The 24236-nt window shown below is 73.4% G+C and carries 26 protein-coding genes; 11 read left to right on the top strand and 15 right to left on the bottom strand.

The window, feature by feature from the left end; all coding sequences use genetic code 11:
- Positions 1-3 precede the first annotated feature (3 nt).
- Positions 4-702, bottom strand: coding sequence for a winged helix-turn-helix domain-containing protein (locus AC1WTP_RS31250; protein WP_481652828.1), 699 nt, complete (start codon positions 700-702; stop codon positions 4-6).
- 85 nt (positions 703-787) lie between these two features.
- Complete coding sequence (locus AC1WTP_RS31245) at positions 788-1405, bottom strand: pyridoxamine 5'-phosphate oxidase family protein (protein ID WP_481652827.1); 618 nt, start codon at positions 1403-1405, stop codon at positions 788-790.
- A 179-nt stretch (positions 1406-1584) separates the two neighbouring features.
- On the opposite strand from AC1WTP_RS31245, the gene AC1WTP_RS31240 reads away from it, so the two are divergent.
- The 3 genes from AC1WTP_RS31240 to AC1WTP_RS31230 all read left to right on the top strand — a co-directional run bounded on the left by AC1WTP_RS31240 (position 1585) and on the right by AC1WTP_RS31230 (position 3826).
- A complete protein-coding gene (locus AC1WTP_RS31240) occupies positions 1585-2091 on the top strand; it encodes a DUF2231 domain-containing protein (RefSeq protein WP_481652826.1) in 507 nt (168 codons plus the stop codon).
- A 67-nt stretch (positions 2092-2158) separates the two neighbouring features.
- Positions 2159-2695, top strand: a complete 537-nt coding sequence (locus AC1WTP_RS31235; protein WP_481652825.1) for an Hsp20/alpha crystallin family protein — start codon at positions 2159-2161, stop codon at positions 2693-2695.
- A gap of 9 nt (positions 2696-2704) precedes the next feature.
- Positions 2705-3826: a glycosyltransferase family 9 protein gene (locus AC1WTP_RS31230; protein ID WP_481652824.1), complete on the top strand. Its 1122-nt coding sequence runs from the start codon at positions 2705-2707 to the stop codon at positions 3824-3826.
- Between the two features lie 30 nt (positions 3827-3856).
- Here the strand turns inward: AC1WTP_RS31230 and AC1WTP_RS31225 are convergent, their stop codons facing one another.
- Positions 3857-4735, bottom strand: coding sequence for a glycosyltransferase family 2 protein (locus AC1WTP_RS31225; protein WP_481652823.1), 879 nt, complete (start codon positions 4733-4735; stop codon positions 3857-3859).
- A complete protein-coding gene (rfaE2, locus tag AC1WTP_RS31220; protein ID WP_481652822.1) occupies positions 4732-6537 on the bottom strand; it encodes a D-glycero-beta-D-manno-heptose 1-phosphate adenylyltransferase in 1806 nt (601 codons plus the stop codon). The genes AC1WTP_RS31225 and rfaE2 overlap by 4 nt, the downstream gene beginning before the upstream one ends.
- Before the next feature lie 180 nt (positions 6538-6717).
- Between rfaE2 and AC1WTP_RS31215 the strand changes: the two genes are divergently transcribed.
- Complete coding sequence (locus tag AC1WTP_RS31215) at positions 6718-8394, top strand: MDR family MFS transporter (protein ID WP_481652821.1); 1677 nt, start codon at positions 6718-6720, stop codon at positions 8392-8394.
- 214 nt (positions 8395-8608) lie between these two features.
- Here the strand turns inward: AC1WTP_RS31215 and AC1WTP_RS31210 are convergent, their stop codons facing one another.
- Complete coding sequence (locus tag AC1WTP_RS31210; protein WP_481652820.1) at positions 8609-9100, bottom strand: NUDIX domain-containing protein; 492 nt, start codon at positions 9098-9100, stop codon at positions 8609-8611.
- A 98-nt stretch (positions 9101-9198) separates the two neighbouring features.
- On the opposite strand from AC1WTP_RS31210, the gene AC1WTP_RS31205 reads away from it, so the two are divergent.
- Both AC1WTP_RS31205 and AC1WTP_RS31200 read left to right on the top strand, forming a co-directional pair.
- Entirely contained in the window at positions 9199-10833 is a 1635-nt protein-coding gene (locus AC1WTP_RS31205) for a fatty acid--CoA ligase (RefSeq protein ID WP_481652837.1), read from the top strand.
- A 289-nt stretch (positions 10834-11122) separates the two neighbouring features.
- The gene (locus AC1WTP_RS31200) at positions 11123-11545 is read left to right on the top strand and encodes a DUF1801 domain-containing protein (RefSeq protein ID WP_481652819.1); all 423 of its coding nucleotides are present in this window, start codon (positions 11123-11125) and stop codon (positions 11543-11545) included.
- Between the two features lie 41 nt (positions 11546-11586).
- Here the strand turns inward: AC1WTP_RS31200 and AC1WTP_RS31195 are convergent, their stop codons facing one another.
- The 8 genes from AC1WTP_RS31195 to AC1WTP_RS31160 form a co-directional block, all read right to left on the bottom strand.
- Complete coding sequence (locus AC1WTP_RS31195) at positions 11587-12600, bottom strand: NADPH:quinone reductase (RefSeq protein WP_481652818.1); 1014 nt, start codon at positions 12598-12600, stop codon at positions 11587-11589.
- Between the two features lie 135 nt (positions 12601-12735).
- Positions 12736-13389 carry an HAD family hydrolase gene (locus AC1WTP_RS31190; RefSeq protein WP_481652817.1) on the bottom strand — a complete coding sequence of 218 codons (654 nt, stop codon included), beginning with the start codon at positions 13387-13389 and terminating at the stop codon, positions 12736-12738.
- Positions 13390-13415: 26 nt separating this feature from the next.
- Positions 13416-13676, bottom strand: a complete 261-nt coding sequence (locus tag AC1WTP_RS31185; RefSeq protein ID WP_481652816.1) for a YciI family protein — start codon at positions 13674-13676, stop codon at positions 13416-13418.
- 69 nt (positions 13677-13745) lie between these two features.
- Complete coding sequence (locus AC1WTP_RS31180) at positions 13746-14570, bottom strand: SCO6745 family protein (RefSeq protein ID WP_481652836.1); 825 nt, start codon at positions 14568-14570, stop codon at positions 13746-13748.
- A gap of 185 nt (positions 14571-14755) precedes the next feature.
- On the bottom strand, positions 14756-15397 hold the full coding sequence (locus AC1WTP_RS31175) for an FKBP-type peptidyl-prolyl cis-trans isomerase (protein ID WP_481652815.1): 642 nt from the start codon (positions 15395-15397) through the stop codon (positions 14756-14758).
- A 178-nt stretch (positions 15398-15575) separates the two neighbouring features.
- Complete coding sequence (locus AC1WTP_RS31170; protein WP_481652814.1) at positions 15576-16220, bottom strand: DUF4241 domain-containing protein; 645 nt, start codon at positions 16218-16220, stop codon at positions 15576-15578.
- 64 nt (positions 16221-16284) lie between these two features.
- Positions 16285-16635, bottom strand: coding sequence for a thioredoxin (gene trxA / locus AC1WTP_RS31165; protein ID WP_481652813.1), 351 nt, complete (start codon positions 16633-16635; stop codon positions 16285-16287).
- The gene (locus AC1WTP_RS31160) at positions 16605-16997 is read right to left on the bottom strand and encodes a MerR family transcriptional regulator (RefSeq protein ID WP_481652812.1); all 393 of its coding nucleotides are present in this window, start codon (positions 16995-16997) and stop codon (positions 16605-16607) included. Before AC1WTP_RS31160 ends, trxA begins: the two co-directional genes overlap by 31 nt.
- A gap of 107 nt (positions 16998-17104) precedes the next feature.
- Between AC1WTP_RS31160 and AC1WTP_RS31155 the strand changes: the two genes are divergently transcribed.
- Positions 17105-17497, top strand: a complete 393-nt coding sequence (locus AC1WTP_RS31155; RefSeq protein ID WP_481652811.1) for a PPOX class F420-dependent oxidoreductase — start codon at positions 17105-17107, stop codon at positions 17495-17497.
- A gap of 17 nt (positions 17498-17514) precedes the next feature.
- On the opposite strand, the gene ku is transcribed toward AC1WTP_RS31155, so the two are convergent.
- The gene (gene ku, locus AC1WTP_RS31150) at positions 17515-18534 is read right to left on the bottom strand and encodes a non-homologous end joining protein Ku (RefSeq protein WP_481652810.1); all 1020 of its coding nucleotides are present in this window, start codon (positions 18532-18534) and stop codon (positions 17515-17517) included.
- 84 nt (positions 18535-18618) lie between these two features.
- Between ku and ligD (AC1WTP_RS31145) the strand changes: the two genes are divergently transcribed.
- Complete coding sequence (gene ligD, locus AC1WTP_RS31145; RefSeq protein ID WP_481652835.1) at positions 18619-19560, top strand: non-homologous end-joining DNA ligase; 942 nt, start codon at positions 18619-18621, stop codon at positions 19558-19560.
- Positions 19550-20467, top strand: a complete 918-nt coding sequence (ligD, locus tag AC1WTP_RS31140; protein WP_481652809.1) for a non-homologous end-joining DNA ligase — start codon at positions 19550-19552, stop codon at positions 20465-20467. The genes ligD (AC1WTP_RS31145) and ligD (AC1WTP_RS31140) overlap by 11 nt, the downstream gene beginning before the upstream one ends.
- Positions 20468-20678: 211 nt before the next feature.
- Here ligD (AC1WTP_RS31140) and AC1WTP_RS31135 read toward each other — a convergent pair whose 3' ends face one another.
- On the bottom strand, positions 20679-21782 hold the full coding sequence (locus tag AC1WTP_RS31135; protein ID WP_481652808.1) for a hypothetical protein: 1104 nt from the start codon (positions 21780-21782) through the stop codon (positions 20679-20681).
- A 218-nt stretch (positions 21783-22000) separates the two neighbouring features.
- On the opposite strand from AC1WTP_RS31135, the gene AC1WTP_RS31130 reads away from it, so the two are divergent.
- Complete coding sequence (locus AC1WTP_RS31130) at positions 22001-22456, top strand: SigE family RNA polymerase sigma factor (RefSeq protein WP_481652807.1); 456 nt, start codon at positions 22001-22003, stop codon at positions 22454-22456.
- A 52-nt stretch (positions 22457-22508) separates the two neighbouring features.
- A complete protein-coding gene (locus tag AC1WTP_RS31125) occupies positions 22509-24068 on the top strand; it encodes a recombinase family protein (protein ID WP_109898907.1) in 1560 nt (519 codons plus the stop codon).
- Positions 24069-24236: the final 168 nt, after the last annotated feature.

The following is a 24236-nucleotide window of genomic DNA, read 5'->3' as shown; positions in this document are numbered from 1 at the left end:
CGCTCATCGCCGGCCGCCCGGCTCGCCCTCGGCCGTCGTCGCCGACCGCTCGTCCCCTCCGGCCGGTGCGCCGGCGGCCGAGGCGGTGTCGGCCGGAGGGGGAGCGTCGGCGGTGGGCGACGGGGGACTGTCGGGTGCGGGCTCGGCGAGCAGGGCGAGCTGGATCAGGTTGACCTTCCGGCTGCCGGCCGGCCGCTTCGCCGGGTCGACGAGCCGGTCGTGGTACCCGGCGAGGAGGTCGTCGATCCGGCGGGTCAGCTCGCGCAGCTCGTCGGGAGTGAGGTGCAGCGCCATGTCGCTGAACCCGGTGACCGCCCGCCAGGCGGCCGGCTCGTTCGCCCGGCGGGCCAGGAACTCCTGTGCCTGCCGGCTGTAGAGAGCCAGCTGGGTGGCGTGCAGCTCGTCGGTGGCGGCGCGCACGCCCGGGTCGTCGGAGGCGTCGTCCCAGGAGGTGACCATCGCGGTGGCACGCCAGGGCCGTTCCCGGGCGTCGGCGCCGGGAACCCGCTCGGCGAGCCCGTACTTGGCCAGCTGGCGCAGGTGGAACGAGCAGCTCGGCACGCTCTCGCCGAGCCGGGCGGCGGCCTGGGTGGCGGTCATCGGGCCTTGCTGGCGGAGCAGGCCGACCAGGGCCATCCGCAGCGGGTGGGCGTAGCCGCGCAGGGCGGTCGGATCGGAGAGCTTCACCCGGGACAGCGCCATATCCTAAAGCTATCTTTATAAAGATGTCTTTAGCAAGTGGCCGTGCAGTGCCGGTTTCCCGGCCGTGGGGTCGGCGCGACCGCGATCAGGCGTAGATGGTCTTGACGTAGTCGGGGCCGTAGTGGCGTTCCAGGTCGGCGAGGCTCTCCGCGGGCGCCTCCAGCTCCTTGACCAGCCGGGCCCGGGACGGCAGCACGTCCGGCTGCCAGGTCTCCGGCCGCCACAGCTCCGACCGGAGGAACGCCTTCGCGCAGTGGTAGAAGATCTGCTCGATCTCCACCACCACGGCGAGCACCGGCCGGTGCCCCTTGACCACCAGGTCGTCGAACCAGGGCGCGTCGCGTACCAGCCGGGCCCGACCGTTGATCCGCAGCGTGTCGGTGCGCCCGGGGATCAGGAAGATCAGCCCGACGTGCGGGTTCTCCAGGATGTTGCGGTAGCCGTCCGCCCGCTTGTTGCCCGGCCGCTCCGGGATGGCGATGGTCCGGTCGTCCAGCACCAGGGTGAATCCGGGCGGGTCGCCCTTCGGCGAGACGTCGCAGCTGCCGTCGGCGCCGGCCGTGGCGACCAGGCAGAACGGCGACGCCGCCAGCCACTGCCGGTCCCGGTCGTGCAGCCGGGTGCGCTCCTTGGCGGCGGCCCGCGCGTTCGGCGTGCCGAGCAGCTCGCGCAGCTCCGCCTGCGAAGTGATCTCCACCGTCACGTGATCCTCCCCCGACCGTTGACCTCGGTGGCGGGGAAGCCGTGCCGCCAGGCGGCGCGGCGAACGAGCCGCCGCCCACCAGCCTAGGCGGGTGCCACCAGCGCGAGGTTTGCCCTCCCGACCCGGGGGTACCGCCTCACCCGACGCGCCCGGAGAGACCGAGCAGTGGAGGCCCGGAGATGGAGAGCCGACTCAAGGTACTGGGCCATCCCGTCCATCCGATGCTGGTGATGTTCCCCGTCGGCCTGCTGGTCACCGCGGTGCTCTTCGACATCGTCGACACCGTCGGCGGCCCGGACTTCCTCGGCGAGGTCGCGTACTGGAACATCACCGTCGGCCTGGTCGGCGGCCTGCTGGCCGCGACGGCCGGGGTGTTCGACCTGCTGGCGATCCCGACCGGCACCCGCGCCAAGCGGGTGGCGCTCACCCACGCCGCCGCCAATCTGGCGGTGATCCTGCTCTTCGCCGCGATCTGGGTGGTCCGGCTCAACGCCGAGTCCCGGGCCGCCGGCGGCGCGTTGATCGCCATCGAGGTGGTCGCGCTGGCCATCCTCGGCGTCAGCGCCTGGCTCGGCGGGGAACTGGTCGACCGGCTCGGCGTCGGTGTCGACCGGGAGGCCGGTCTGGATGCTCCCAGCTCACTGCGGCCCCCGGCGGCCACCCAGCGGATCGGAGAGGTGCGATGAGCGAGCGGATCAACAGGCGGAGCGCGGCCGGGCCCCGTGCCGCCGCCGGGCGAGGGGAGGCGTCGGCATGAGCGAGCAGAGCGGCGGCGTCGGTCGGGGCTGGCGGGGCCGGCAGCAGGGCTGGGACCCGATGGGCGAGTTGCAGTCACTCCGCTCCGAGCTGCGGCGACTGGTCGGCGGCCGGTCCGGGCCGCCGGACGTCGAGCTGAGCGAGACCGCAGACGGCTGGGAGGTCGTCGTCCGGCTGCCCGGCGTGGCGCCGGAGGAGGTGGCAATCGAGCTGGACGACCGGGAACTCTGCGTCCGCGCCCGCTCGGAGGCCGAGGTGAACGCCGACCACGGCATCCCCGGCGGCTTCGAGACGCGCGGCTTCGAGTACCGCGTCGACCTGCCGTCCCGGGTGGACCCGGACGCCATCGACGCGGTGATGGACCACGGCCTGCTCCGGGTGCGGCTGCCCCGGGCCGCCCGGCCCGCGCCGCGCACCATCACCGTCGGCCGCACCGGCTCGCGTGCCGGCAGGGGCGGTACGCCGATCGACCCGGCCGCGGACCGGGAGCTGCACCGCCCGGACACCGCCGCCGGCGGGCTCGACCAGCCGTAACGGGACCGCGTGGTCACCCCGGCCCTGCTCGGCCCGCCCGCCGAGCTCGTGCCCGACGTCGAGCGGATCGCCGTGCTGCGCGCCAACGCGCTCGGCGACTTCATCTTCGTGCTGCCCGCGCTGGACGCGCTGCGCTCTGCGTACCCCGAGGCGGAGATCGTGCTGCTCGGCGCGCCGTGGCACGCGAAGCTCTGGCGCGACCGCCCCGGCCCGGTGGACCGGGTGCTCGTGGTGCCGCCCGCCCCGGGCATCCGCCACCCGGAGCCGGGCGAGCCGGAGTCCGGGATGGACGACTTCCTGGCCGCGGCCCGCCGGGAACGCTTCGACCTGGCGTTGCAGGTGCACGGCGGCGGCGCCAACTCCAACCCGCTGGTCAGCCGGCTCGGCGCCCGGGTCACCGCCGGGCTGCGGACCGAGGAGGCACCGCCGCTGGACCGCTGGATCCGGTACGTCTACTACCAGCACGAGGTGATCCGCTACCTGGAGGTGGCGGCGCTGGTCGGTGCCCCGGCCACCACGATCGTCCCGGCGCTGGCGGTGACCGACGCCGACCGGGCCGAGGCGGCCGAGGTGCTCGGGCCGCCGGAACGGCCCCGGGTGGCGCTGCACCCGGGCGCCACCGACACCCGGCGGCGCTGGCCCGCCGAGCGGTTCGCCGAGGTCGCCCGCGAACTGGTCGGTGACGGGTACGAGGTGCTGGTCACCGGCACCGCCGCCGAGCAGGAGGTGGTGGACCGGGTGGTGGCGGCGGCCGGGGTGCCGCTGCGCCCCCAGGTGGGCACGCTCAGCCTGGGCGGGCTGGCCGGCTGCTACGCCGGTTGCGAGCTGGTCGTCTCCAACGACACCGGCCCGCTGCACCTGGCCGCCGCGGTGGGCGCCGCGACGGTCGGCATCTTCTGGGTCGGCAACCTGATCAATGTGGCGAATCTGTTGCGTGGCCGGCACCGCCCGATCAGTTCCTGGACGGTGCACTGCCCGGTCTGCGGGGTGGACTGCACGCCCGGCATCTACCCGCACCGCCCGGGCGACGGCGAGTGCCCGCACCGGGACTCGTTCGTCACCGACGTGCCGGCCGTCGAGGTGGTGGAGGCCGCCCGCGAGCTGCTGCGCCCGGAGCCCGGCGCGCCCTGACCGCAGCCCCCGCCGGGCGCCGGCGCGGGCTCAGGCCGGTTGCGGGGCGTCGGAGTCGGTGAGCAGGACCTCCCACGCCTCCACGTCCCGCTCGGTGACCGTGGTCGGCGACTCCAGGTGGTACGCCCCGCTCGGCAGGATGCCCGCCCCGCCGTACCGGGCCAGCACCGCGAGCTGGGCCGCGACGTCCTCGCCCTGATGCTTCTCCTGCACCCGCCGCCAGAAGTCGAAGCCGCCGGAGTCGACCAGCTTCGCCCGGTCGTAGAGCACGCAGCCGCCGATCCAGGAGACCTTGTACGCCCGCCACGCCCCCGCCGGCAGGTTCAGCTCGCTCGTCACGTGCAGCAGGTTCGCCGCCGGGTGGATCTGCGCCCGGTCCCACTCGGGGGTGCCGGGCCGGACCCGCTCCGGGGTGGGCGGGCCGATCCACTCCTCGTAGTGCCGGTGCGTCTCCGGGCGGACGTCGTCGAGGTAGGAGAGCCCGTGCACGGCGTTGCCGACGAAGCCGCAGCCCAGCTCGCCGATCGCGGTGACCAGCCGGTGCAGGGTGCCCGGCTCCAGCCAGACGTCGTCGTCGAGGCAGAGCACGTACCGGGCGGACGAGGCGGCCAGCAGGTAGGCCCGGTGCTCGGCCAGGCCGCGCCGGGGCAGCCGGCGGGTCAGCAGCACCGGGTGCCCCCGGTGGCGCAGCACCCGGACCATGGTGGCCGCCGCCGGGTGGGCGAAGGCGGGATCGTCGTCGGACTGGTCGCTGACCACCACCCCGAACCCCGGTACGCCCTCCTGGGCGGACAGCCCGGAGAGGGTGACCGCCAGCTCGGCCGGCCGGTTGCGGGTCGGGATCAGCACGTCGAGCAGGCGGTCGGCGCGGAACTGCCCGGCCGAGCCCGGGTCGAGCGGCCGGTTCACGACCGCTTGCTCGTCAGCGACGGGTCGGTCCCGCGGTCCTGGCTGTGCGCCCGGATCCGGTCGATGATCGCCGAGGTGGACCGGTCCGGCACGTAGCCGAGGGTGCGGACCTGGCCGCCGAGCCGCCGCACCAGCGGGGCCTCCGGCACCATCTCCGGCGGGTAGTCGCCGCCCTTGACGTAGACGTCGGGGCGGACCGATTCGATCAGCGAGGCCGGCGAGTCCTCCTCGAAGACCACCACATGGTCCACGCAGGACAGCGCGGCGAGCAGCGCGATCCGGTCCTCGACCGGGTTCACCGGCCGGTCCGCGCCCTTCAGCCGGCGTACGCTGCCGTCCGAGTTGACCGCCACCACCAGCAGGTCGCCGAGCGCCCGGGCCTGCTCCAGATAGCGCACGTGGCCGCGGTGCAGCACGTCGAAGCAGCCGTTGGTGAACACGATGGAGCGGCCGGCGTCGCGGTGCTCGGCGGCGATCGTCGCCAGCTCGTCGGAGCTCACCAGAACCGGGTGCCCGGCGTCGGCGGCCGGCACGTCCAGCGCGGTGAGCAGGTCCTCCCGGCGGCACACGCAGGTGCCGGTGTCCGAGACGGTGATGGTGGCGGCGAGCTGGGCCAGCTGGGCGGCGGTCGACAGCGGCGCGTCGGCGGCCAGAGCCAGCGTCATCGCGGCCAGGTAGGCGTCTCCCGCGCCCACCGCGTGGCTGGCCGGCACCGGGGTGCTGTGGCTGCGCCGGGGCTCGCCGTCGGCCCCGCCGACCACCGCCCCCTCGGTGTCCAGGGTCACCGCCACCACGTCCGCGCCGGTGTGCGCGCGCAGCTCGGCCAGGCGCGAGCCGGCCAGCTCCGCCCGGTCCACCCCCTCCCCGGCGGTGGCGTTCACGGTCACCCCGGTGCCGGTCACGCTGAGCCCGTCACCGGTCATCGCCACCCGGTCCTCGCCGGGCGTCGGTTCCCCGGTCGGGCCGGCCCCGGCAGCCAGGCCGACCGCGCCGGCCGCCGTGTCGGGCAGCCCGGCGCCGCCGGGAGCGGTGCCGACGCTCAGCTCGGAGGGGCCCTCCGCCGGGTCCCCGTCCGGGTGGTCCAGGTGCAGGTCGACGGGGCGGGTGCGGCCGCCGGCGGCCCGGGCGAGCAGCCGGCTGGCCTCGGCGAAGCTCGGGGTCACCACGGTGGGGGCGAGGCCCCGCCAGTCGGCGAGGTCGTGCGCGTCCAGTGCCACCGTGGCGTACCGGTCCCGCTGGGCGACCAGCCAGGCGCGTACCGGCGCGGGCAGCGCGCCCAGGGCGTAGTCGCAGACCATCAGCGTCGGCGCCGCGCCGCCGGCGGCCGCGCGCAACTCCTCGGTCGCGCAGTCCAGCGCGGTGAGCAGCCGGGCCACCCCGTCGTCGCTGAGCGGGTCGTCGGGGTCGCCGGAGTCCTCCCGCAGCAGGATCTGGTTGCCGGCCAGCATCCGCCGCTTGACCGGCGTCGGCCGGCCCGGCTGGTTGACCGTACGGTCCCAGACCCCGGCCCGGTCGAGACAGTCGTGCAGTTCGTCGCCGGCCACGTCGGCGCCGACCGGGGCGACCAGCACGGCCCGACCGCCGAGCGCCGCGATGTTCACCGCGGTGTTGGCGGCCCCGCCAGCCGCGGAGATCCGCCGGCGCAGGGTGAGGACCGGGGCGGGCGCCTCCCGGCAGAGCCGGTCGGACTCGGCGAACCGCCACTCGTCGAGCATGGCGTCGCCGATCACCAGGACGGGACGACCCGACCAGCTCTCCACGACGGTGGCGAGCCGGCGCTGTTCCGCTGCTGCTCCTGCCATGCCCCTCCGGGTCCCCCCACCCCGGCGGGTCAAACCTGCCCGGTCCCGGCCCGCTGACCTGCCCGTTGATCATGAGGTTGACGGCGAACCCGATCTCCGACGGCGCCGCCAACCTCATGATCAAGGGGGACAGCTCCCCGGGGCGGGGCATGTTCCGGGAGGGGCGGGAAAGAAGCGGGGATGACGACGGAGGAGCATGCCGCGCCGGCGCTGAACAGTCGCCAGATCCGCCTGCTGATGTTCGGTCTGATGACCGGCATGCTGCTGGCCGCGCTCGACCAGACCATCGTCGGCACCGCGCTGCCGACCATCGTCGGCGAGCTGGGCGGGATCAACCACTACTCGTGGGTGGTGACCGCCTACCTGCTCGCGTCGACCGCCTCGACCCCGCTCTACGGGAAGATGGCGGACCTGTTCGGGCGCCGGCCGGTCTTCCTCTTCTCGATCGGCACGTTCCTGGTCGGCTCGTTGCTGGCCGGGTTGTCGCAGAACATGACCCAGCTGATCGTCACCCGGGGCATCCAGGGCATCGGTGCCGGCGGTCTGATGACGCTGGCGTTCACCATCATCTCGGACGTGGTGCCGCCCCGGGAGCGCGGCCGTTACCAGGGTGTCTTCGGCGCCGTCTTCGGCATCTCCTCGGTGGCCGGCCCGCTGGTCGGCGGCTACTTCGCGGAGACCGACTGGCGGTGGATCTTCTACATCAACGTGCCGCTGGCGATCCTGGCCATCCTGGTCTGCTCCCGGGTGATGCGGCTGGTCCCGTTCACCCGCCGCGAGCACGCCATCGACTGGCTCGGCGCGGGGCTGCTGGTCGCCGGGGTGAGTTCCCTGCTGCTCGCGCTGAGCTGGGGCGGCAACGAGTTCGCCTGGGGTTCCGGGGTGATCATCGGGCTGTTCGTGGCCGGGGCCGTGCTCGGCGTGCTTTTCGTGCTCCAGGAGGCGCGGGTCGCCGAGCCGATCCTGCCGCTGCGGCTGTTCCGCAGCGCGACCTTCGCCCTGGCCAACAGCGCCGGTTTCGTGCTCGGTCTGGTGATGTTCGGGTCGATCATCTTCATCCCGCTCTACCTGCAGATCGTCAAGGGCGCCTCGCCCACCCGCAGCGGCCTGCTGATGCTGCCGATGATGGCCGGCATCATCGTCACCTCGGTGCTGACCGGCCGGGCGATGAGCCGGATCGGCCGCTACAAGTGGTTCCCGGTGACCGGCTCGGTCGTGCTGCTGGTGGGCATGCTGCTCTTCACCCGGCTGCACGTGGACACCTCGCTCTGGGTGGCCTTCGGCTTCATGGTGGTCATCGGTGTGGGGCTGGGCCTCTGCATGCAGTCGCTGATCCTCGCCGTGCAGAACGCCGTATCGATGCGGGACCTGGGCGCCGGAACCTCCGCGGCGACCTTCTTCCGGTCGTTGGGCGGCTCGTTCGGGGTGGCCCTGCTCGGCGCGGTGCTCTCCGCCCGGCTCACCTCCGGGCTGGCCGACCGGCTGCCCGCGGCGATCGCCCAGCTGCCCCCGGCGGAGCAGGCCGCGGTCGCGGCGAGCGGCGGGGCGGACATCTCGGTGAACGACCCCGCCACCATCATGGCCCTGCCCGCCCCGGTACGCGCCGCCGTCCAGACGGCCTTCGTCGAGTCGCTGGACCGGGTCTTCCTGACCGCCGGGCTGATCGCCATCCTGGCGGTGCTGGTCACCCTGGCGCTGCCGAACGACCGGCTGCGCGGCACCGGCCCGCAGGGCGCCACCGGTGGCACCGACGGCCTCGGCGGCGAGGCGCCCGCCCCCGGCGGCCGGTCGCTGTCCCGGGAGTCGAAGGAGGAGGCCGCCGCCGAGATGGAGGCGAAGAGCCAGACCCTGCTCTGATCCGACCCGGGACGGGCCGCCCGCCCCGCCCCGCACCGCGCAGGCCTGCCGGAGGTGGACCAGCACCTCGGGGATGTCGACCCGGACCAGCCACGCGTCCCGTCCTTTGCTCTGCTTCAACGGACGCAACGGAAACGGCGCCGAACCTGTGCGTGGGTTGAAGCAGAGCAAAGGGGTCGGGGAGAGGGACCGCCGCCGCCCGCGGCGGCGCCGGTCACTTGAGGATCAGGCGGTTGGTCTGCTCGAAGACGTCGAGGTCGGCGAGGGTCTCGGCGACGCTGGCCGAGAGCGGGGCCGGGAACTGGTCGCGGCGGAAGAAGCCGGCATCGATGGTCTCGTCGGTCATCCGGGCGAGCTGGCCGTCCCACTCCTCGACGCGGAACGCGGTGGTGAAGATCTGGTACGTGTGGCCGTACATGTTGGTGTGGGTGCGGTCCGGGCCGGTGTAGAGGGCGAACGCGCAGACCCGCAACGCCCGCAGCCCGGTCTCCTCCCGCACCTCGCGGACCGCGCAGTCGGCGATCGACTCACCCAGCTCCATCGCGCCGGCCGGCATCGCCCACTGGCCGTTGTCCGAGCGGCGGATCAGCAGCACGCGCCCGGTGTTGTCCCGCACCACCGCGCGGGCGCCGACGAACATCAGCGTCCGGTCACCGGCCAGGGCGCGGAGCTGACCCACGTACGAATCGGCCCAGGAGATGCTCACCCGGACAATTTACGGGGCCGGGCGGGGGCGGACGGGCTTTCCAGGGTTCCCAAGGTGTGACCGGCGACACTAGCTTGTTACCCATGCGTAGCACGATGATGGACGCCCCTCTCCAGGTCTCCCGGATCCTCGACCACGGCTCCACCGTGCACGGCGCGGCCGAGGTGGTCACCTGGACCGGCGCCGAGCCCCGCCGGATGACGTACGCCGAGGTCGGGCGGACCGCGGCCCGGCTCGCCCACGCGCTGCGCGACGAGTGCGGCGTCACCGGCGACGAGCGGGTCGGCACGTTCATGTGGAACAACAACGAGCACCTGGTGGCCTACTTCGCGGTGCCGAGCATGGGTGCGGTGCTGCACACGCTCAACATCCGGCTCTTCCCGGACCAGGTCACCTACATCGCCAACCACGCCGAGGACCGGGTGGTGCTGGTCGACACCACGCTGATCCCGCTGCTGGCCCGGGTGATCGGCGAGCTGCGCACGGTGCGGCACGTGGTGGTGGTCGGCGGCGGCGACCCGGCCCCACTCGTCGCCGCGGCCGGCGACCGGATCAGCGTGCACCACTGGGACGAGCTGCTGGCCGGCCGGCCGGAGACGTACGACTGGCCCGAGGTCGACGAGCGGGACGCCGCGGCGCTCTGCTACACCTCCGGCACCACCGGCAACCCCAAGGGCGTGGCCTACTCGCACCGCTCGATCTACCTGCACTCGCTCCAGGTCTGCATGCCCGAGGGCTTCGGGCTCGGCCCGACCGACCGGGAACTGGCCATCGTGCCGATGTTCCACGCGATGTCGTGGGGGCTGCCGTTCGCGGCGTTCCTCTCCGGCGCGTCGCTGATCATGCCGGACCGGTTCCTCCAGGCCGCTCCGATCGCCGAGATGATCGCCGCCGAGCGGCCCACGCTGGCCGGCGCGGTGCCGACCATCTGGACCGACCTGCTGGCCTACCTGGACACCCACGACGTGGACACCTCCTCGCTCAAGGAGGTCATCGTGGGCGGGTCGGCCTGCCCGCCGGCGCTGATGCACGCGTTCGCCGAGCGGCACGGCATCGAGGTCATCCACGCCTGGGGGATGACCGAGATGTCCCCGCTCGGCTCGGTCTCCCGGCCGCCCGCCGGCGTGACGGGGGACGAGGCCTGGCGCTACCGCTACACCCAGGGCCGGGTGCCGGCCGGCGTGCAGGCGCGGATCGTCGGCCCGCTGGGCGAGCCGCTGCCCGCCGACGGCACGTCCGTGGGTGAGCTGGAGGTGCGGGGGCCGTGGGTGACCGCCCGGTACGTCGGCGACGACACCCCGGACGAGGAGAAGTTCCGCGACGGCTGGCTGCGTACCGGGGACGTCGGCACCCTCTCCGTCGACGGGTACATCACCCTCACCGACCGGGCCAAAGACGTGATCAAGTCCGGCGGCGAGTGGATCTCCTCGGTCGAGCTGGAGAACGCGCTGATGGCCCACCCGGCGGTGCTGGAGGCCTGCGTGGTGGGCGTACCGGACCAGCGCTGGGACGAGCGGCCGCTGGCCACCGTGGTGGTCCGCGAGGGGACGAGCGTGACGGTGGAGGAGCTGCGGGAGTTCCTGGGCCGGTCGGTGGCCCGCTGGCAACTGCCGGAACGCTGGGCCTTCGTCGACGCGGTGCCCAAGACCAGCGTCGGCAAGTTCGACAAGAAGGTGGTCCGGTCCCGCTACGCCGAGGGTGAGCTCGATGTCCGGGAACTGACAGCGCCGTAACGTTTTCCGGCGCACCGTCGCCTCTTGGGTAGGGACACTCCTGAAAGACATCCCTCCCCAGGGGCGGCCCCGGCGTTCGCACCGCGCCGGGGCCGCCCGTTCCATGCGGGGCGACCCGCACCGTCATTGTTGCGAAACATGTTCGCCTCTGTCCCGTCGACGGCGAAATACGATCGGATTTTCGCAGCTCAGCAGCCGGCCACCGGCCTGTCGGGGTGTCGTCCTACCATCCGGGGAATGCCCCGGCGGAGCGAGCCGGGCCCGCCGGCCGACCGCGCAGGAGGCTCCCATGGCCACCCTCAAGACCGCCCCGACCGCCGCCAGTGTCGACGACTTCCTCGCCGTCGTGCCCGACGACGCGCGCCGGCGCGACGCGACGGTGGTCCGGGACCTGATGCGGCAGGTCACCGGCGAGCCGCCGACGATGTGGGGGGACGCCATCGTCGGCTTCGGGCAGCGGCGGCTGCGCTACGCCACCGGCCGCGAGCTGGACTGGTTCCTGGTCGGCTTCTCGCCGCGCAAGGCGGCCACCACGCTCTACCTGCCCGAGGAGTTCCCGGGCAAGCAGGAGCTGCTGGCCCGGCTCGGTCGGCACACCGTCGGCAAGGGCTGCCTCTACGTCAAGCGGCTCGCCGACGTCGACGTAGAGGTGCTCACCGAGCTGGTCCGCGCCGCGGTCGCCCAGGCCCGCGCCGACCAGTCCGCCGGCTGACCCGCCCGGCCGGGCGCCGGCCGGCGTCATCCGGCCGGCCGTCACTGCTCGCTGGTGGTGATCAGCACCTTTCCCACCACGGAGTTCTCCACCGCCCGGTGGGCCGCCCGGGCCGCCGACAGCGGGTGGTGGTGCAGCGGCAGGCCGGCCTCCGCGCCGACCCGGATCCCGCCCTGCGCCGCCGCGGCGGCGACGTCCCGGACCGCCTGCGCCTTGGCCGCCTTCGGCTCGGTGTAGACGAGCACGAACTGCCAGCGCGCGTTCGGCACCATCAACGGCCGGATCGGCAGGGTCACCTCCTCGCCGCCGTCGTCGGCGTACACGCAGACCGCGCCGCCGTTGCGCAGCAGCTGGACGTCGGTGGCGGCGTTGCGCGCGGCGGAGACCTCGACGATGGTGTGCACCCCGTCGGGCGCGATCTTCCGGACCTCCTCGACCACGTCCTGCTCCCGGTAGTTGATCACGAAGGAGGCGCCGGCCGCCGCCGCGAGCTGCGCCTTCTCCGCGCTGCTGACCGTGGCGATGACGCAGGCGTCGGACCAGCGGGCGAGCTGGATCGCCGCGTTGCCGACCGCGCCCGCGCCGCCCTGCACCAGCACCGTGTGGTCGCTGAGGGCGCCGGCGTGCAGCCGCTGCGGCATGTACTCGCCGGCGGTCAGGCAGCGGTGCGCGGTGAGGAACGGGATGCCCAGGCAGGCGCCCAGGTCGAACGAGGCGTCGCCGAGGCGTACCGCCTGCCGGACCGGCACCACCGTGTACTCGGCGGCCGTCCCCCAGGGACGCTGCCAGGCGGCCTCCCAGAGCCAGACCCGCTCGCCGATCAGCTCCTGGTCGACCCCCTCGCCGACCGCCTCGACCACCCCGGCGCCGTCCTGCCCGGGGGTCTGCCAACCGGCCGGGAGCGGCCACTGCCGGCGGGCCTTCCAGTCCGTCGGATTCACCCCGGAGACGGCCACCCGCACCAGCACCTCGCCCGGCCCCGGCTCCGGCACCGGCCGGTCCACCAGTTCCAGCACCGAGACGTCGCCGGTCCGCTCGTACACGATCGCCTTCATCGCCGTCCCCTCACCTCCGACGCCCGGCGGCCCGGCTCGGCGCGCCGTCGGCTGCGGTACCCGGCCGGTCCATGCTCATGCCGGCCGCCGCGGCCCCGCAAACCGTACAACCGGACGGTCCGGGGGAGGGAGTGGTCAGCCCAGCCGGTCGACGGTCTCCGGGGTCAGCTCGTCGATCGAGCCGAGCACCACGGCCGCGAGCCGGGTCGCGTCCTCGTCCAGCGGGTACGCGCCGTGCGGGATCGCCACCACGGTCATCCCGGCGGCTGCCGCCGACCGCACCCCGTTCGAGGAGTCCTCGACCGCGACGCAGCGGGCCGGGTCCACGCCGAGCCGCTCCGCCACCGCCAGGTAGACGTCGGGCGCCGGCTTGCCCCGCGCGGTCTCCTCGGTCGACAGGGTCGCCCGGAACGCGTCGGTCAGGCCGGTGGCGGCCAGCGCCGCCGCGATCAGCCGGGTCGGTGACGAACTGGCCAGGCCGAGCGGCCACCGCGCGGCCAGCCGCCGCACCACGTCGGGCGCGTCGTCGATCACCGGTACGCGGGCGGCGTACCGCCCGGTCATCTCGTCCACCACCTCGATGGCGACCTGCTCCGGGCCCCGGTCGACGCCCAGTTCGTCGCTGAGGTGGCGGGACCACTCGCCGGTGCTCATCCCCATCAGCCGGCGCTGGGTGTCGGGCTGCCACGTCCCGCCGTGCGCCGCCACGTACGCCCGCCGGACCTCCTCCCAGACCGGCTCGGAATCCACGATCACGCCGTCCAGGTCGAAGACCACCGCATCCACCACGTGCCCATCCTGCCCGACGGACCGGGTCAGGTGAGGAACGGTGCCCACTCCCGCGCCCCGACCACCCGTACCCCGGGCGTCGAGTAGTAGGGATCCTCGGCCAGCAGCGCGTCCAGCGCCGCCCGGTCGGGTACGTCGAAAACGATCACCGCGCCGGAGTCGTCCGCCAGCGGGCCGGACATCCGGACGACCCCCTCGGCGTGCAGGGCGGTCAACCGCTGCCGGTGTGCCGGACGGGCGGCGAGCCGCTCGGGAGCCTCGGTGAAGGCGAGTTCCACGATCCACATGTGGAGCAGGGTAGGCCAGCCGGCACCGCTCGCCGACCTGACCCGGGGGGAACGGGTCGACCGGCCGGGTCAGGCCGGCAACGCGGGCAGGCCGATCGGGCTGTCCGCCGGGATCACCGTGTGTCCGGCGCGGGCGATCGGGTCGAGCAGCTCGCGCAGCCGGTCGGTGTGGTCCGGGCCGAGCACCCGCCAGGGGCGGGCGGCGGCGGCGTCCGTGGCGTCCTCGACGGCCTGGAAACCAGCCCGGCCGCGCTCGGTCGGCGCGCCGTCCGGGGTGAGCCAGCCCCGTTCCGCCAGCCGTTCCCGCGCCGCCGCCCACTGCTCCTCCGACCAGCCCCGGCCGAGCAGGTTCTGCGCGCCCATGTCGACCGCTACCCGCCAGGCCAGCGTCTCGACCGGGTCGAGGTCGGCGGCGACCAGTGCGGCCACGTGCCCGTCGCCGCGGTGCTCGCGCAGCGTGGTGGCGGCCTGCCAGAGCCGGGCCAGCGGGTACTCGCCGGCGGGCAGGGCCGCGTTGGCGGCGCCGAGCACCCGGCCGGCCGGCTCCACCGCGCCGGCCGCCTCCGTCAGCAGGTCGGCGGCCTCGGCCAGATGCGACTCGGGCAGCTCGTAGGTGAGTTCGGCGAGCGCCTGCACCGCGCCGGTGAGCCGGGCGCGCAGCGCCTCCGCCGGAGTGGCCAGCCGCCAGACGGCCGGCAGCGCCCGGGCCACCATGTGCGGGGCGAAGTTGAAGAAGGCGGCGATCACCGGAGCGGCGTCGGTCGGGCCCAGCGGGGCCGCCCGGCCCGCGAAGTAACCGCGCCAGTAGCCGCGCAGCCCGACCGCCTCGTACGCGGCTCGGGCGCGCGGATGGAAGTAGGTGACCGCGTGCACGGGCTCGTAGTGCGTCCACATCAGCCGGGCGGTCCGCCCCGGGTCGTCCAGCGCCGTCACGTGCCCCTCCGCGTCCGGTCCGGTGTCACCCCGGACGGCGGGCCGCCCGGGGTGACGCTGAACCTACTGCCGAGAAGTGACTGCTCGGAAGCCCTGTGTGGGCAACTGCATCGATCCCGGGTGACAAGCCGGGCGTACCGGTCGGGTCACTGCGCGGCGAGCACGTCCACGACGAAGCGCAGCGGACCGGCCGGCCGACCGCCGGAGGCGTCGTTGCCGTACGCCAGGTCGGCCGGGATGTCGAGCTGCACCCGGCTGCCCACGGTCACCCCGACCAGGCCCTGGTCCCAGCCCTTGATGACCTGCCCGACCCCGATCGCGAAGCTGGCCGGCTGGCCGCCCTCCCACGACGAGTCGAACTCATTGCCGTCGGCGTAGAACACGCCCACGTAGTTGGTGGTGATGGTCTGGCCGGCCTGCACCGCCGGGCCGGTGCCCTTGATCAGCGGGGTCACGGTGAGCTTGGTCAGCTCGCCCTTGCCCGGCTCGACGGTCGGCTTGCTGGCCAGCGCCGGGTCGGCGCCCTCCGGAAGCTGCGGGGCGCCGGGCGCGGCGGCGCCGTCCGCCGAGGCGGAGGCCGACGGGGTGCCGCCCGCCTGCTGGGCCGGGTCGTCGTCACCCTGGCCGACGATCACGAAGACGGTGATCAGGACGGCCACCACGGCCAGGCCGGCCAGCCCGCCGAGCCACGCCTGCCGGCGGCGCTTCGCCTCGGCCGCCTTCTGCGCCGCCAACTGGGCGGCCAGCCGCCGCTCCGACTTCGACCGGTTCTGCGTGCCTTCGCTCACTCGTCGACTCCCTGCTGCGAGGTGGTGGCCGGCATCGCTGCCGGGGGGAAAGCCGACGCACACGGTACCCGGCCGGACGCCCACCGTGCCGCCTCCACCACCCGGACCAGACGCCGGCGCCGGACCGGGACGAACCGGCGCCGGGCGCACCCGGCACCGGGCCGACGGCGGCGGGTGGTCAGGACGGGTCGGGGACCACCATGAAGTCGGTCACGAACGAGGTGATCCGGCCGTCGGCGGCCCGCCCGATCCAGGTGCCGTAGCAGCCGTCACCCCAGCCCGACGAAACGCTCACCACGTTGGCGCCGGACGCCTCGTCCAGCACGGCGGTGATCAGCCCCGGCACCGGGGCATCCGGGAGCTGGGCGGGGATGAACACCTCCTCGACCCGGTCGTACTCCCACGACGAGAGCGCCTCCAGGGCGGTCGGGTCGGCCAGCGTGGCGGTGCCGGCGTCCACCCCGAAGCCGAAGTAGCCGTCGTCGCCGAGGGTGGCGGCGTCCTGGTCGCCCACCAGCGCCATCTCCCAGCGGACCGCCGGCTCGTCGTGCACCACCAGTTCCAGCGCGGCCACCCGCCGGTCCGCCTCGGCGCCGTCGCGCAGCACCACCGCCACCCACGCGCGGGCCGGGTAGCGGCCGGGCGGCACGGCGACGGTGAACGGCTCGGACTCCGGGCAGACCAGCGGGTCGCACCCGACCACCTGACCGGTGGGGAGCACGACGTCGTCAACCGGATGCGCCTCGATGAGGTACGTGCCGTGCTCGTCGGCGTAGTGGGCGCCGGGGGTCAGCAGCCGGTGCAGGTCGGGGGCGTACGGCATGGACTTCCTCCAGGGGCGGCGGTCGGCCGGCGGAGCGTAACCGGCCGCGCCGACACCCCCCGGGTCAGGCGTCGCCGACGTGCCGGCCCAGCGCCGCCCGCAGGTGGTTCTTCGGCCGTGCCCCGACGATCGACCCGACCAGTTCGCCCCGGTCGAACACCAGCAGGGTGGGCAGGGACAGCACCCCGTACCGGCGCGTGGTGTCCGGGTTCTCGTCCGAGTTGATCGTGGTGATCGCCATCCGCCCGGCGAACTCGGCGGCCAGCTCCTCGAGGCTGCGGGAGATGGCCCGGCACGGCGGGCACCAGTCCGCCCAGAAGTCGACCACCACCGGCCGGTCGGCGGCGAGTACGGCGGTGGCGAACGTGGCGTCGGTGACCGTGGTCAGCGTGCCGCTCGACGCAACCTCAGGCATGTTTCCTCCCGTTGGGCGATGGCGTGGGCGAGCTGGTCCTGCAACTCCTGCCGGACCTCCCGCAGCCGGTCGAGGCCGGCGTCGACCTCGGCCAGCTTGCGACGCAGCACGGCCACCGAGTCGGGGCAGACGTGGCCGGCGGTGTTGCCGGCCCGCAGGCAGGCCACGAACGGACGGATGTCGTCGAGGCCGAAGCCCACCGCGAGCAGCGACCGGATCTCCCGTACGACGGCCAGCTCGGCCTCGTCGTAGACCCGGTAGCCGTTGGCGGAGCGGCCCGGCCGGACCAGCCCGTGCGTCTCGTAGTAGCGCAGCGCGCGGGTGCTCGTGCCGGCGCGCTCAGCCAGTTCGCCGATCAGCATCCGACCTCCTCGCCGTGGCGTCGCGGCCAACGCTAGACCTTGCCGCCGACGTCAAGGCAACGTCCGGTTGCCGGGTAAACGGGCGGTTCCGCCGGTAGATTCCGACCATGGCGATCCTCACCGACGAAGACCTTGCCCTGCTCACCGAACCGCAGCTGGCCCACGTCGCCACCCTCGAGGCCGACGGCTCGCCGCACGTGACCCCGGTCTGGGTGGACACCGACGGCCAGCACATCCTGTTCAACACGGCCAAGGGGCGGGTCAAGTACGAGAACATCCGGCGCAACCCGCAGGTCGCGGTCTCCGTGGCCGACAAGGCGAACGACTTCCGCACCCTGTGGGTGAAAGGCACCGCCGAACTGGTCGAGGAGGGGGCCGACCAGCACATCGACCAGATGGCGCAGAAGTACCTCGGGCAGGACACCTACCCGTTCCGGCAGGCCGGGGAGGAGCGGGTGATCGTCCGGATCACCCCGACCCACAAGCTCGGCCGGGGCTGACCCGGCGCGGACCGGGGTCAGGCGGTCTTGCGGGCGGCCTTCTTCGCGGCGGCCTTCTTGGCCCCGGTCTTCTTCTCCGCCTCGGCGGCCTTCTTCGGCGCCGCCTTCTTCGCCGCCGCCTTCTTGGGGGCGGCCTTCTTCTCGGCGGCCTTCTTGGCCGGCGCCTTCGCGGCCTTCTTCTCGGCCGCCTTCTTCGCCGAACGGGCCGCCGAGATCGGGGTCGGCTCGGCAGCACCGCCGGCTCGGGCCGGCGCCTCGCCCCGGGCCGCCTTGGCCCGCTCCACGGACGCCTTGAGCGCGGCCATCAGGTCCACCGCCGCCGCCGGGGCCTCCTCGACCTCCTCCGGCTGGACCACCTCGCGGCCCTCCACCTTGGCGTCGATGACCTCCTGCAACGCCGCCCGGTAGTCGTCGGTGAAGGCGTCCGGCTCGAACTCCCCGGCCATCGAGTCGATCAGCGAGCTGGCCATCGCCAGCTCCGGCGGCCGGACCTTCAGGTCCTCGTCGAGGAAGCCGAAGTCGGGTTTACGGATCTCGTCGGGCCAGAGCATGGTGTTGAGCAGCAGCACGCCCTCGCGGACCCGCAGGGTGGCGAGCTGTTCCCGCTGCCGCAGCGCCACCTTGACGATGGCCACCCGCTCGGAGTCGGTCAGCGCGTCGCGCAACAGCACGTACGGCTTGGTGGCGGCGCTCTCCGGCTCCAGGAAGTAGGCCTTGTTGTAGAGGATCGGGTCGACCTGCTCGGCCGGGACGAACTCCAGCACGTCGATCGCGTGCGAGGTGCTCAGCGGCAGTTCGGCGAAGTCCTCGTCGGTGAGGATCACCATCTCGCCGCCGCCGATGTCGTAGCCCTTGGCGATGTCGTCGTAGCTGACCTCCTCGCCGCAGACCTGGCAGGTGCGCTTGTAGCGGATCCGGCCGCCGTCGTCCCGGTGCACCTGGTGGAACCGGATGTCCTTCTCCTCGGTGGCCGAGTAGAGCTTCACCGCGATCGAGACCAGCCCGAACGAGACCGCTCCCTTCCAGATGGCTCGCATCCCGTGCTCCTCTCCCCGGTACAGCCAGGATCGCAAATGATCGAAGCGGGCGCGAGCGCTTCCGCCGGCAACTACAGTCATGAGGTGCCCGGCGCGCCGTTGAAGCCGATGCTCGCGATGACCGGGCAGCTCCCGGCGGGTGACGGCTGGGCTTACGAGTTCAAGTGGGACGGCGTCCGCGCCCTCGCCGACATCTCCGGCGGGCGCCAGCAGCTGTACGCCCGCTCCGGCGTGGAGATCACCGCCGCGTACCCCGAACTGGCCACCCTGCGCGAGCAGGTCGGCGACGCGCTGCTCGACGGCGAGGTGGTGCTGCTCGGCGAGACCGGCCAACCCTCGTTCACCGCGCTGGCCGAGCGGATGCACGTGCGCGACCGGAACAAGGCCGCCCGGCTGGCGGCGGTCATGCCGGTGACGTACATGATCTTCGACCTGCTCCGGCTGGACGGCGAGGACCTGACCGGCTGGTCGTACGCCCGCCGGAGGAAGGCCCTGGACGGCCTGGCGCTCGGCGGCGCCCGGTGGGCGGTGCCGCCGGTGTTCGCCGACGGCCCGGCCACCTACGAGGCGGCCGGCGAGCACGGGCTGGAGGGGGTGATGGCCAAGCGGGTCGACTCGGTCTACCGGCCGGGCGTGCGCTCGGCGGACTGGCTGAAGGTCAAGCTGGAGGTCACCGGCGACTTCGTGGTGGGCGGCTGGCGGCCGGGCGCCCGGAAGATCGGCGGGCTGCTGGTCGGGGTGCCCCGCCCGGACGGGCGGCTCACCTTCCGGGGCCGGGTCGGCGGTGGGATCGGCGCGGCCCTGGAGCGGGAACTGCTGCGCGAGCTGGAGCCGCTGCGCTCCGGCGGGTCGCCGTTCGCGGGCGACGTGCCGCGGGAGGATGCCCGGGGCGCGATCTGGGTAACACCTCGGGTCGTGGTGGAGGTGAAGTACGGCCAGCGCACCCCGGACGGGCGGCTGCGGTTCCCCCGGGTGCTCCGGCTGCGACCGGACAAGCCCGCCGAGGAGGTCGACCATGCCGGCTGACCGGCTCCGGGTGGACGTCGAGGGACGCCCGCTGGAGCTGTCCAACCTGGACAAGGTGCTCTATCCGGCGGCCGGGTTCACCAAGGGCGAGGTGATCGACTACTACACCCGGATCGCCCCGGTGCTCCTGCCGCACCTGCGCGACCGGGCGCTGACCCGGATCCGCTTCCCGAACGGGGTGGACGACAAGTCCTTCTTCGAGAAGAACAAGCCGGCCTCGACCCCCGACTGGGTGCGGGTGGAGACGCTGCCCGCGCCCGGGTCGACCAAGGGCCGGGAGACCATCGACTACGTGGTCGCCGACGACCTGCCCACCCTGGTCTGGCTGGCCAACCTCGCCGCGCTGGAGCTGCACACGCCGCAGTGGAAGGTCGGCGAGCACCCGGACATGATGGTCGTCGACCTGGACCCCGGGGCGCCGGCGGCGCTGAAACAGTGCTGCCAGGTGGCGCTGCTGATGCGCGACCGGCTGGCCGACGACGGCATCGAGAGCTACCCGAAGACCTCCGGCAAGAAGGGCATGCAGCTCTGCTGCCCGATCGCCGGCACGCAGGACTCGGATTTCGTCTCCGGTTACGCCAAGCGGATCGCCCAGGAGCTGGAGCGGGCGCACCCGAAGCTGATCGTGTCGAAGATGGCGAAGAACCTGCGGCCGGGGAAGGTCTTCATCGACTGGAGCCAGAACAACGCGGCGAAGACCACGGTGGCGCCGTACTCGCTGCGGGCCCAGTCGGTGCCGTCGGTGTCCACCCCGCTGACCTGGGACGAGGTCGAGGCGGGCGCGGCGGGCAAGCGGCCGGCGAGCAAGCCGTACACCGCCGGTGAGGTGCTCACGCGGGTGGAGAAGTCCGGCGACCTGCTCGCCCCGCTGCTCGACGGCGGCCCGGAGCTGCCCGAATCCGGTTGACACCGTCGCCGGTCCCGGCGCGCTGGGCGACCTGGCCGAGGACGAGGAGTACCGGCCGGACCTGTCACTGCTGGCCCGCGGCCCGGACGGGCAGCCGGTCGGCTTCGTCAACGTGATCGGCGCCTGGGTTTCGCCGAGGCCGGCCGGCGCGCCCGCTACCTGCTCCGTCGCCGCTGACCCGGGCCACGGCCCGGCCGCGCCGCCGGGCCCGTCAGACCGCTGGCCAGGTGGTGTACGAGATCCGCGCGTTCAGGTTCGCCGGGACGCCCAACCAGCCGTAGCAGTTGACCCCGACGATCGTGTCCGCGCCCGAGCGGCTCCAACTCGCCAGCACGCAGTGGCCGCGGATGGGCTGGCTGTCGAAGTGCGGCGCGTGGGCGTTGACGAAGGCGGTGCCGTACGCCGCCCCCGTGCCCCGGAAGGTCATCTGGTAGCGCCCGGTGCCGAGCAGCGTGCCCCGGGCGTCGCCGTAGTCGCCCAGCGTCGAGTTGTAGGAGTCGCCGCTGATCACCCCGTCGCCCGCGTTCTCGCCGTAGAGCGTGCCGCTGGCGAAGCGCGGGCCGGCCGAGTGCCCCAGCAGGTCGACGCGGACCCCGTAGGTGACCGCGAAGCGGGCGTCGACGGGGATGCCCGCCGCGTTGGCGCAGCGCACTTGCCAGTGGTCCGGCCAGGCGATCTGGCAGTTCACCGCGCTGGTGCCGAGCGCGGTGATGTGGGCCAGCGGGAAGTACGGGTGCCCGCGCTCGCTGTCCGGGTTGGGGTTCATGCGGAACTGGTAGCGGCCGGTCTCCAGCCGCTCGTACCGGATCTCCCCGCCGGTGGAGTCGTACCGGTAGGTGGCGGGCAGGGTGCGCAGCCCGGTCGGCACCGCCTGGTCGGTGACGAACCAGGCGAGCCGGCCCTGGTGGATCTGCCTGCGGTTGGTGAAGGTGGCCACGAACCGGCTGTCCACCGGTGCGCCGGTCGCCGCGAAGCAGCGCACCTGGATCAGCAGGTCGGGGGCGACCAGGCTGCGGTACCAGCCGGCCACCGTGCAGTGCACCGGCCCGCCGCCGTACGCCACCGCGTGCGCCACCCCGCCGGCGGTCGCCGCGCCCTCCAGCACCACCGTGTACGCCCCGGTGCCGGTCCGCCGCACGACGACGTCGCCCTCGGCCGAGTTGGCGCTGTAGCCGTCGGTGATTCGGTACTCGGCGGTGGTCGGCGAGTGTGCCCAGACGGTGGCGGTGACCGTCGGGTTGATCACCGGCAGCGGGTCGGCGGCGGCCGGCGCCACCCGGGTTGCCGCGCCGAGCAGCACCACTGCCAGCACCACCGCCGTGCCGGTACGCAAGCGCCGCCCCGTTCCGCCCCGTTCCCGTGACCCCAGCATCCCGGACCTCCCAGCAGAACCAGCCGGCCCGGCGGACCGACCGCCGGGGTGCGGCCCGATTCTGGCAACCCCGGTCAATGGGCACCTGGCCGTCGCGACCACGGCCAGGCCTCTTCTGCGGCCCGTGACAACCTTCCGTGGCATGGCCACGTGTTAGGGGCGTGACCGACCAAACAGAACGGCTCTCCACCGCGGACCGGTCGTACGTGGCGTTCGTCGAGGTGGCCTGGCAGCGGCACATCCGGCTGGCCATGCTGCTGACCGGCGACCGGTGGCGGGCCGAGGAGCTGCTCCAGGACAGCCTGGTCCGGGTGTACGAGCGGTGGCGGCGGCTGTCCCGGCTCGACGACCCGCACGCCTACCTGCGCCGCGCCCTGGTCAACAACCACACGTCCGCCTGGCGGCGGCGTCGCCGGGAGAGCCTCGTCGGGGAGGTCCCCGACCGGGCCGCCCCGTCCGGCGACATCGGCCCGGACGCCGTGGTCCTGCGCCGGGCGCTGATGTCGCTGCCGGCGAAGCAGCGCGCGGTCGTGGTGCTCCGGCACTACGAGGATCTCAGCGAGCGCGAGGTCGCCCAGACGCTGGGCTGCTCGCTGGGCACTGTCAAGAATCGTTAGAAGCTAGGGTCGATATTGCCGACACGAACGTCGATCTAGGGGGACGGTTCTGATGGTACGGCGGAAGGCCCGGTCGAGGAACCGGGGCCGGTTCGACAGCAAGGACGCGCTGCTGGCCGGTGGCGCGGATGTGCGGGCGTTGCGGTATCAACGCGCGAGTCAGGACAAGAAGGAGCAGGGCAAGAGCGTCCACGACCAGGGCGTGCTCAACCTGGCGGAGATCACGAAGCGGTCCTGGACGGACGCGGGATCGTTCACCGACAACCACCGCTCGGCGAGCCGGCATGCGACGAAGGGCCGGGAGAGCTTCGAGCTGTTGATCGAGCAGATCCGGGCGGGCAAGGGGGACGTGCTGGTGATCTGGGAGATCTCCCGCAAGGAACGCGACCTCGCCGTGTACGTGAAGATCCGCGACATGTGCCACGAGGTCGGCCTGTACTTCTGGCTCGTCGGCGGGGTGCTGTATGACCTGCGGGACAAGAACGACCGGATGATGCTCGGCTTCCAGGCCGTGCAAGCCGAATGGCTGGCCGACTCCATCCGCGACAACGTGCTGCGCGGCATCGTCGGCGCCGCCGAAGCCGGCCGCCCGCACGGAAAGATCACCTACGGATACCGGCGGATCTACGACCAACGCACCAAGGCCCTGCTACGCCAGGAGCCCGACACCGAGGTCCGCACAGCGGTGGCCGCCGACGGCACCATCACCGAGTACTCGCACGCGCAGGTGGTGCGGGACAACTTCCGCAAGATCTCCGAAGGCATGCCCCTCACCGTCCGCGAGGCCGAACTCAACCGGCTCGGGATCCCCGCCTCCCAGGGCGGGATCTGGCGGCGGGGGATCCTGCGCAAGCAGCTGATGAACCCGGCCTACATCGGCAAGCGGGTACTGCGCGGGGAGATCGTCGGCGACGGCATCTGGCCAGCCCTGGTGAGCGAGGAGACGTACTGGTCGGTCGTGCGGATGCTGGGCGACCCGTCCCGCACCACCACCCGCCCGGCGCGGGCGGTGCATCTGCTGTCGTACATCGTGCGCTGCGGGGTGTGCGACGGGCCGTTGTCGTCGCAGCGGCTCAACCGGCACGGCTGGACCGGGCAGGTGTACTCCTGCCTGCACAAGCGGTGCACGGCGGTGAAGGCCGAGTTCCTCGACGAGTACGTGCAGCGCACGGTGGTGGCGTGGCTGTCGCGCCCCGACGTCTACGACATCCTCACCGCCGCCAGCGCCAGCGACGAGGAAGTGGCGCACGCGCGGGCGGAGGCGCAACGGCTGCGCGGGGAGTTGGAGGATTGGCGCAAGCTGGGTGAGGAGGGCGAGGTCACCGCGATCGCCTACGCCCGGGCCGAGAAGGGCCTGCTGGCGCAGATCGCGGAGCACGAGCAACGCGCCGCCGACGCCGGGATCCCCGCTGTGCTGCGCGGACGGATCGGGGATCAGGCGGTGGAGGCGTGGCAGGAACTCGCCGACGACATCCCGGTCAAGCGGGAGATCATCCGCCTGGTCGCCGACATCAAACTCCTCCGCGCCGGGTTCAAGGGCGAACGCCGCGCGTTCGGCCGGCACCGACTCGACTGGAGGTGGAAGTTCGGCCCACAGGACCAAGCGGCCTGATCGTGCACGGCGGCGTCGGACTGTTGTCTCGGCGCCGCCGTCATGGCATGGCGTGCCAGGTGCCACGTGCCCTACCGAGCGGAACCGACGCCCCGGGTTCGACGTAATTCGGCGGGCCTGGAGGTCCTGCGAGGCGGAATGCGCTGGTCGGCGGGTCGCGAGAGGCAG

The sequence above is a fragment of the Micromonospora sp. R311 genome, assembly GCF_056780015.1.
This window is presented reverse-complemented; position numbering and strand designations above follow the sequence as displayed.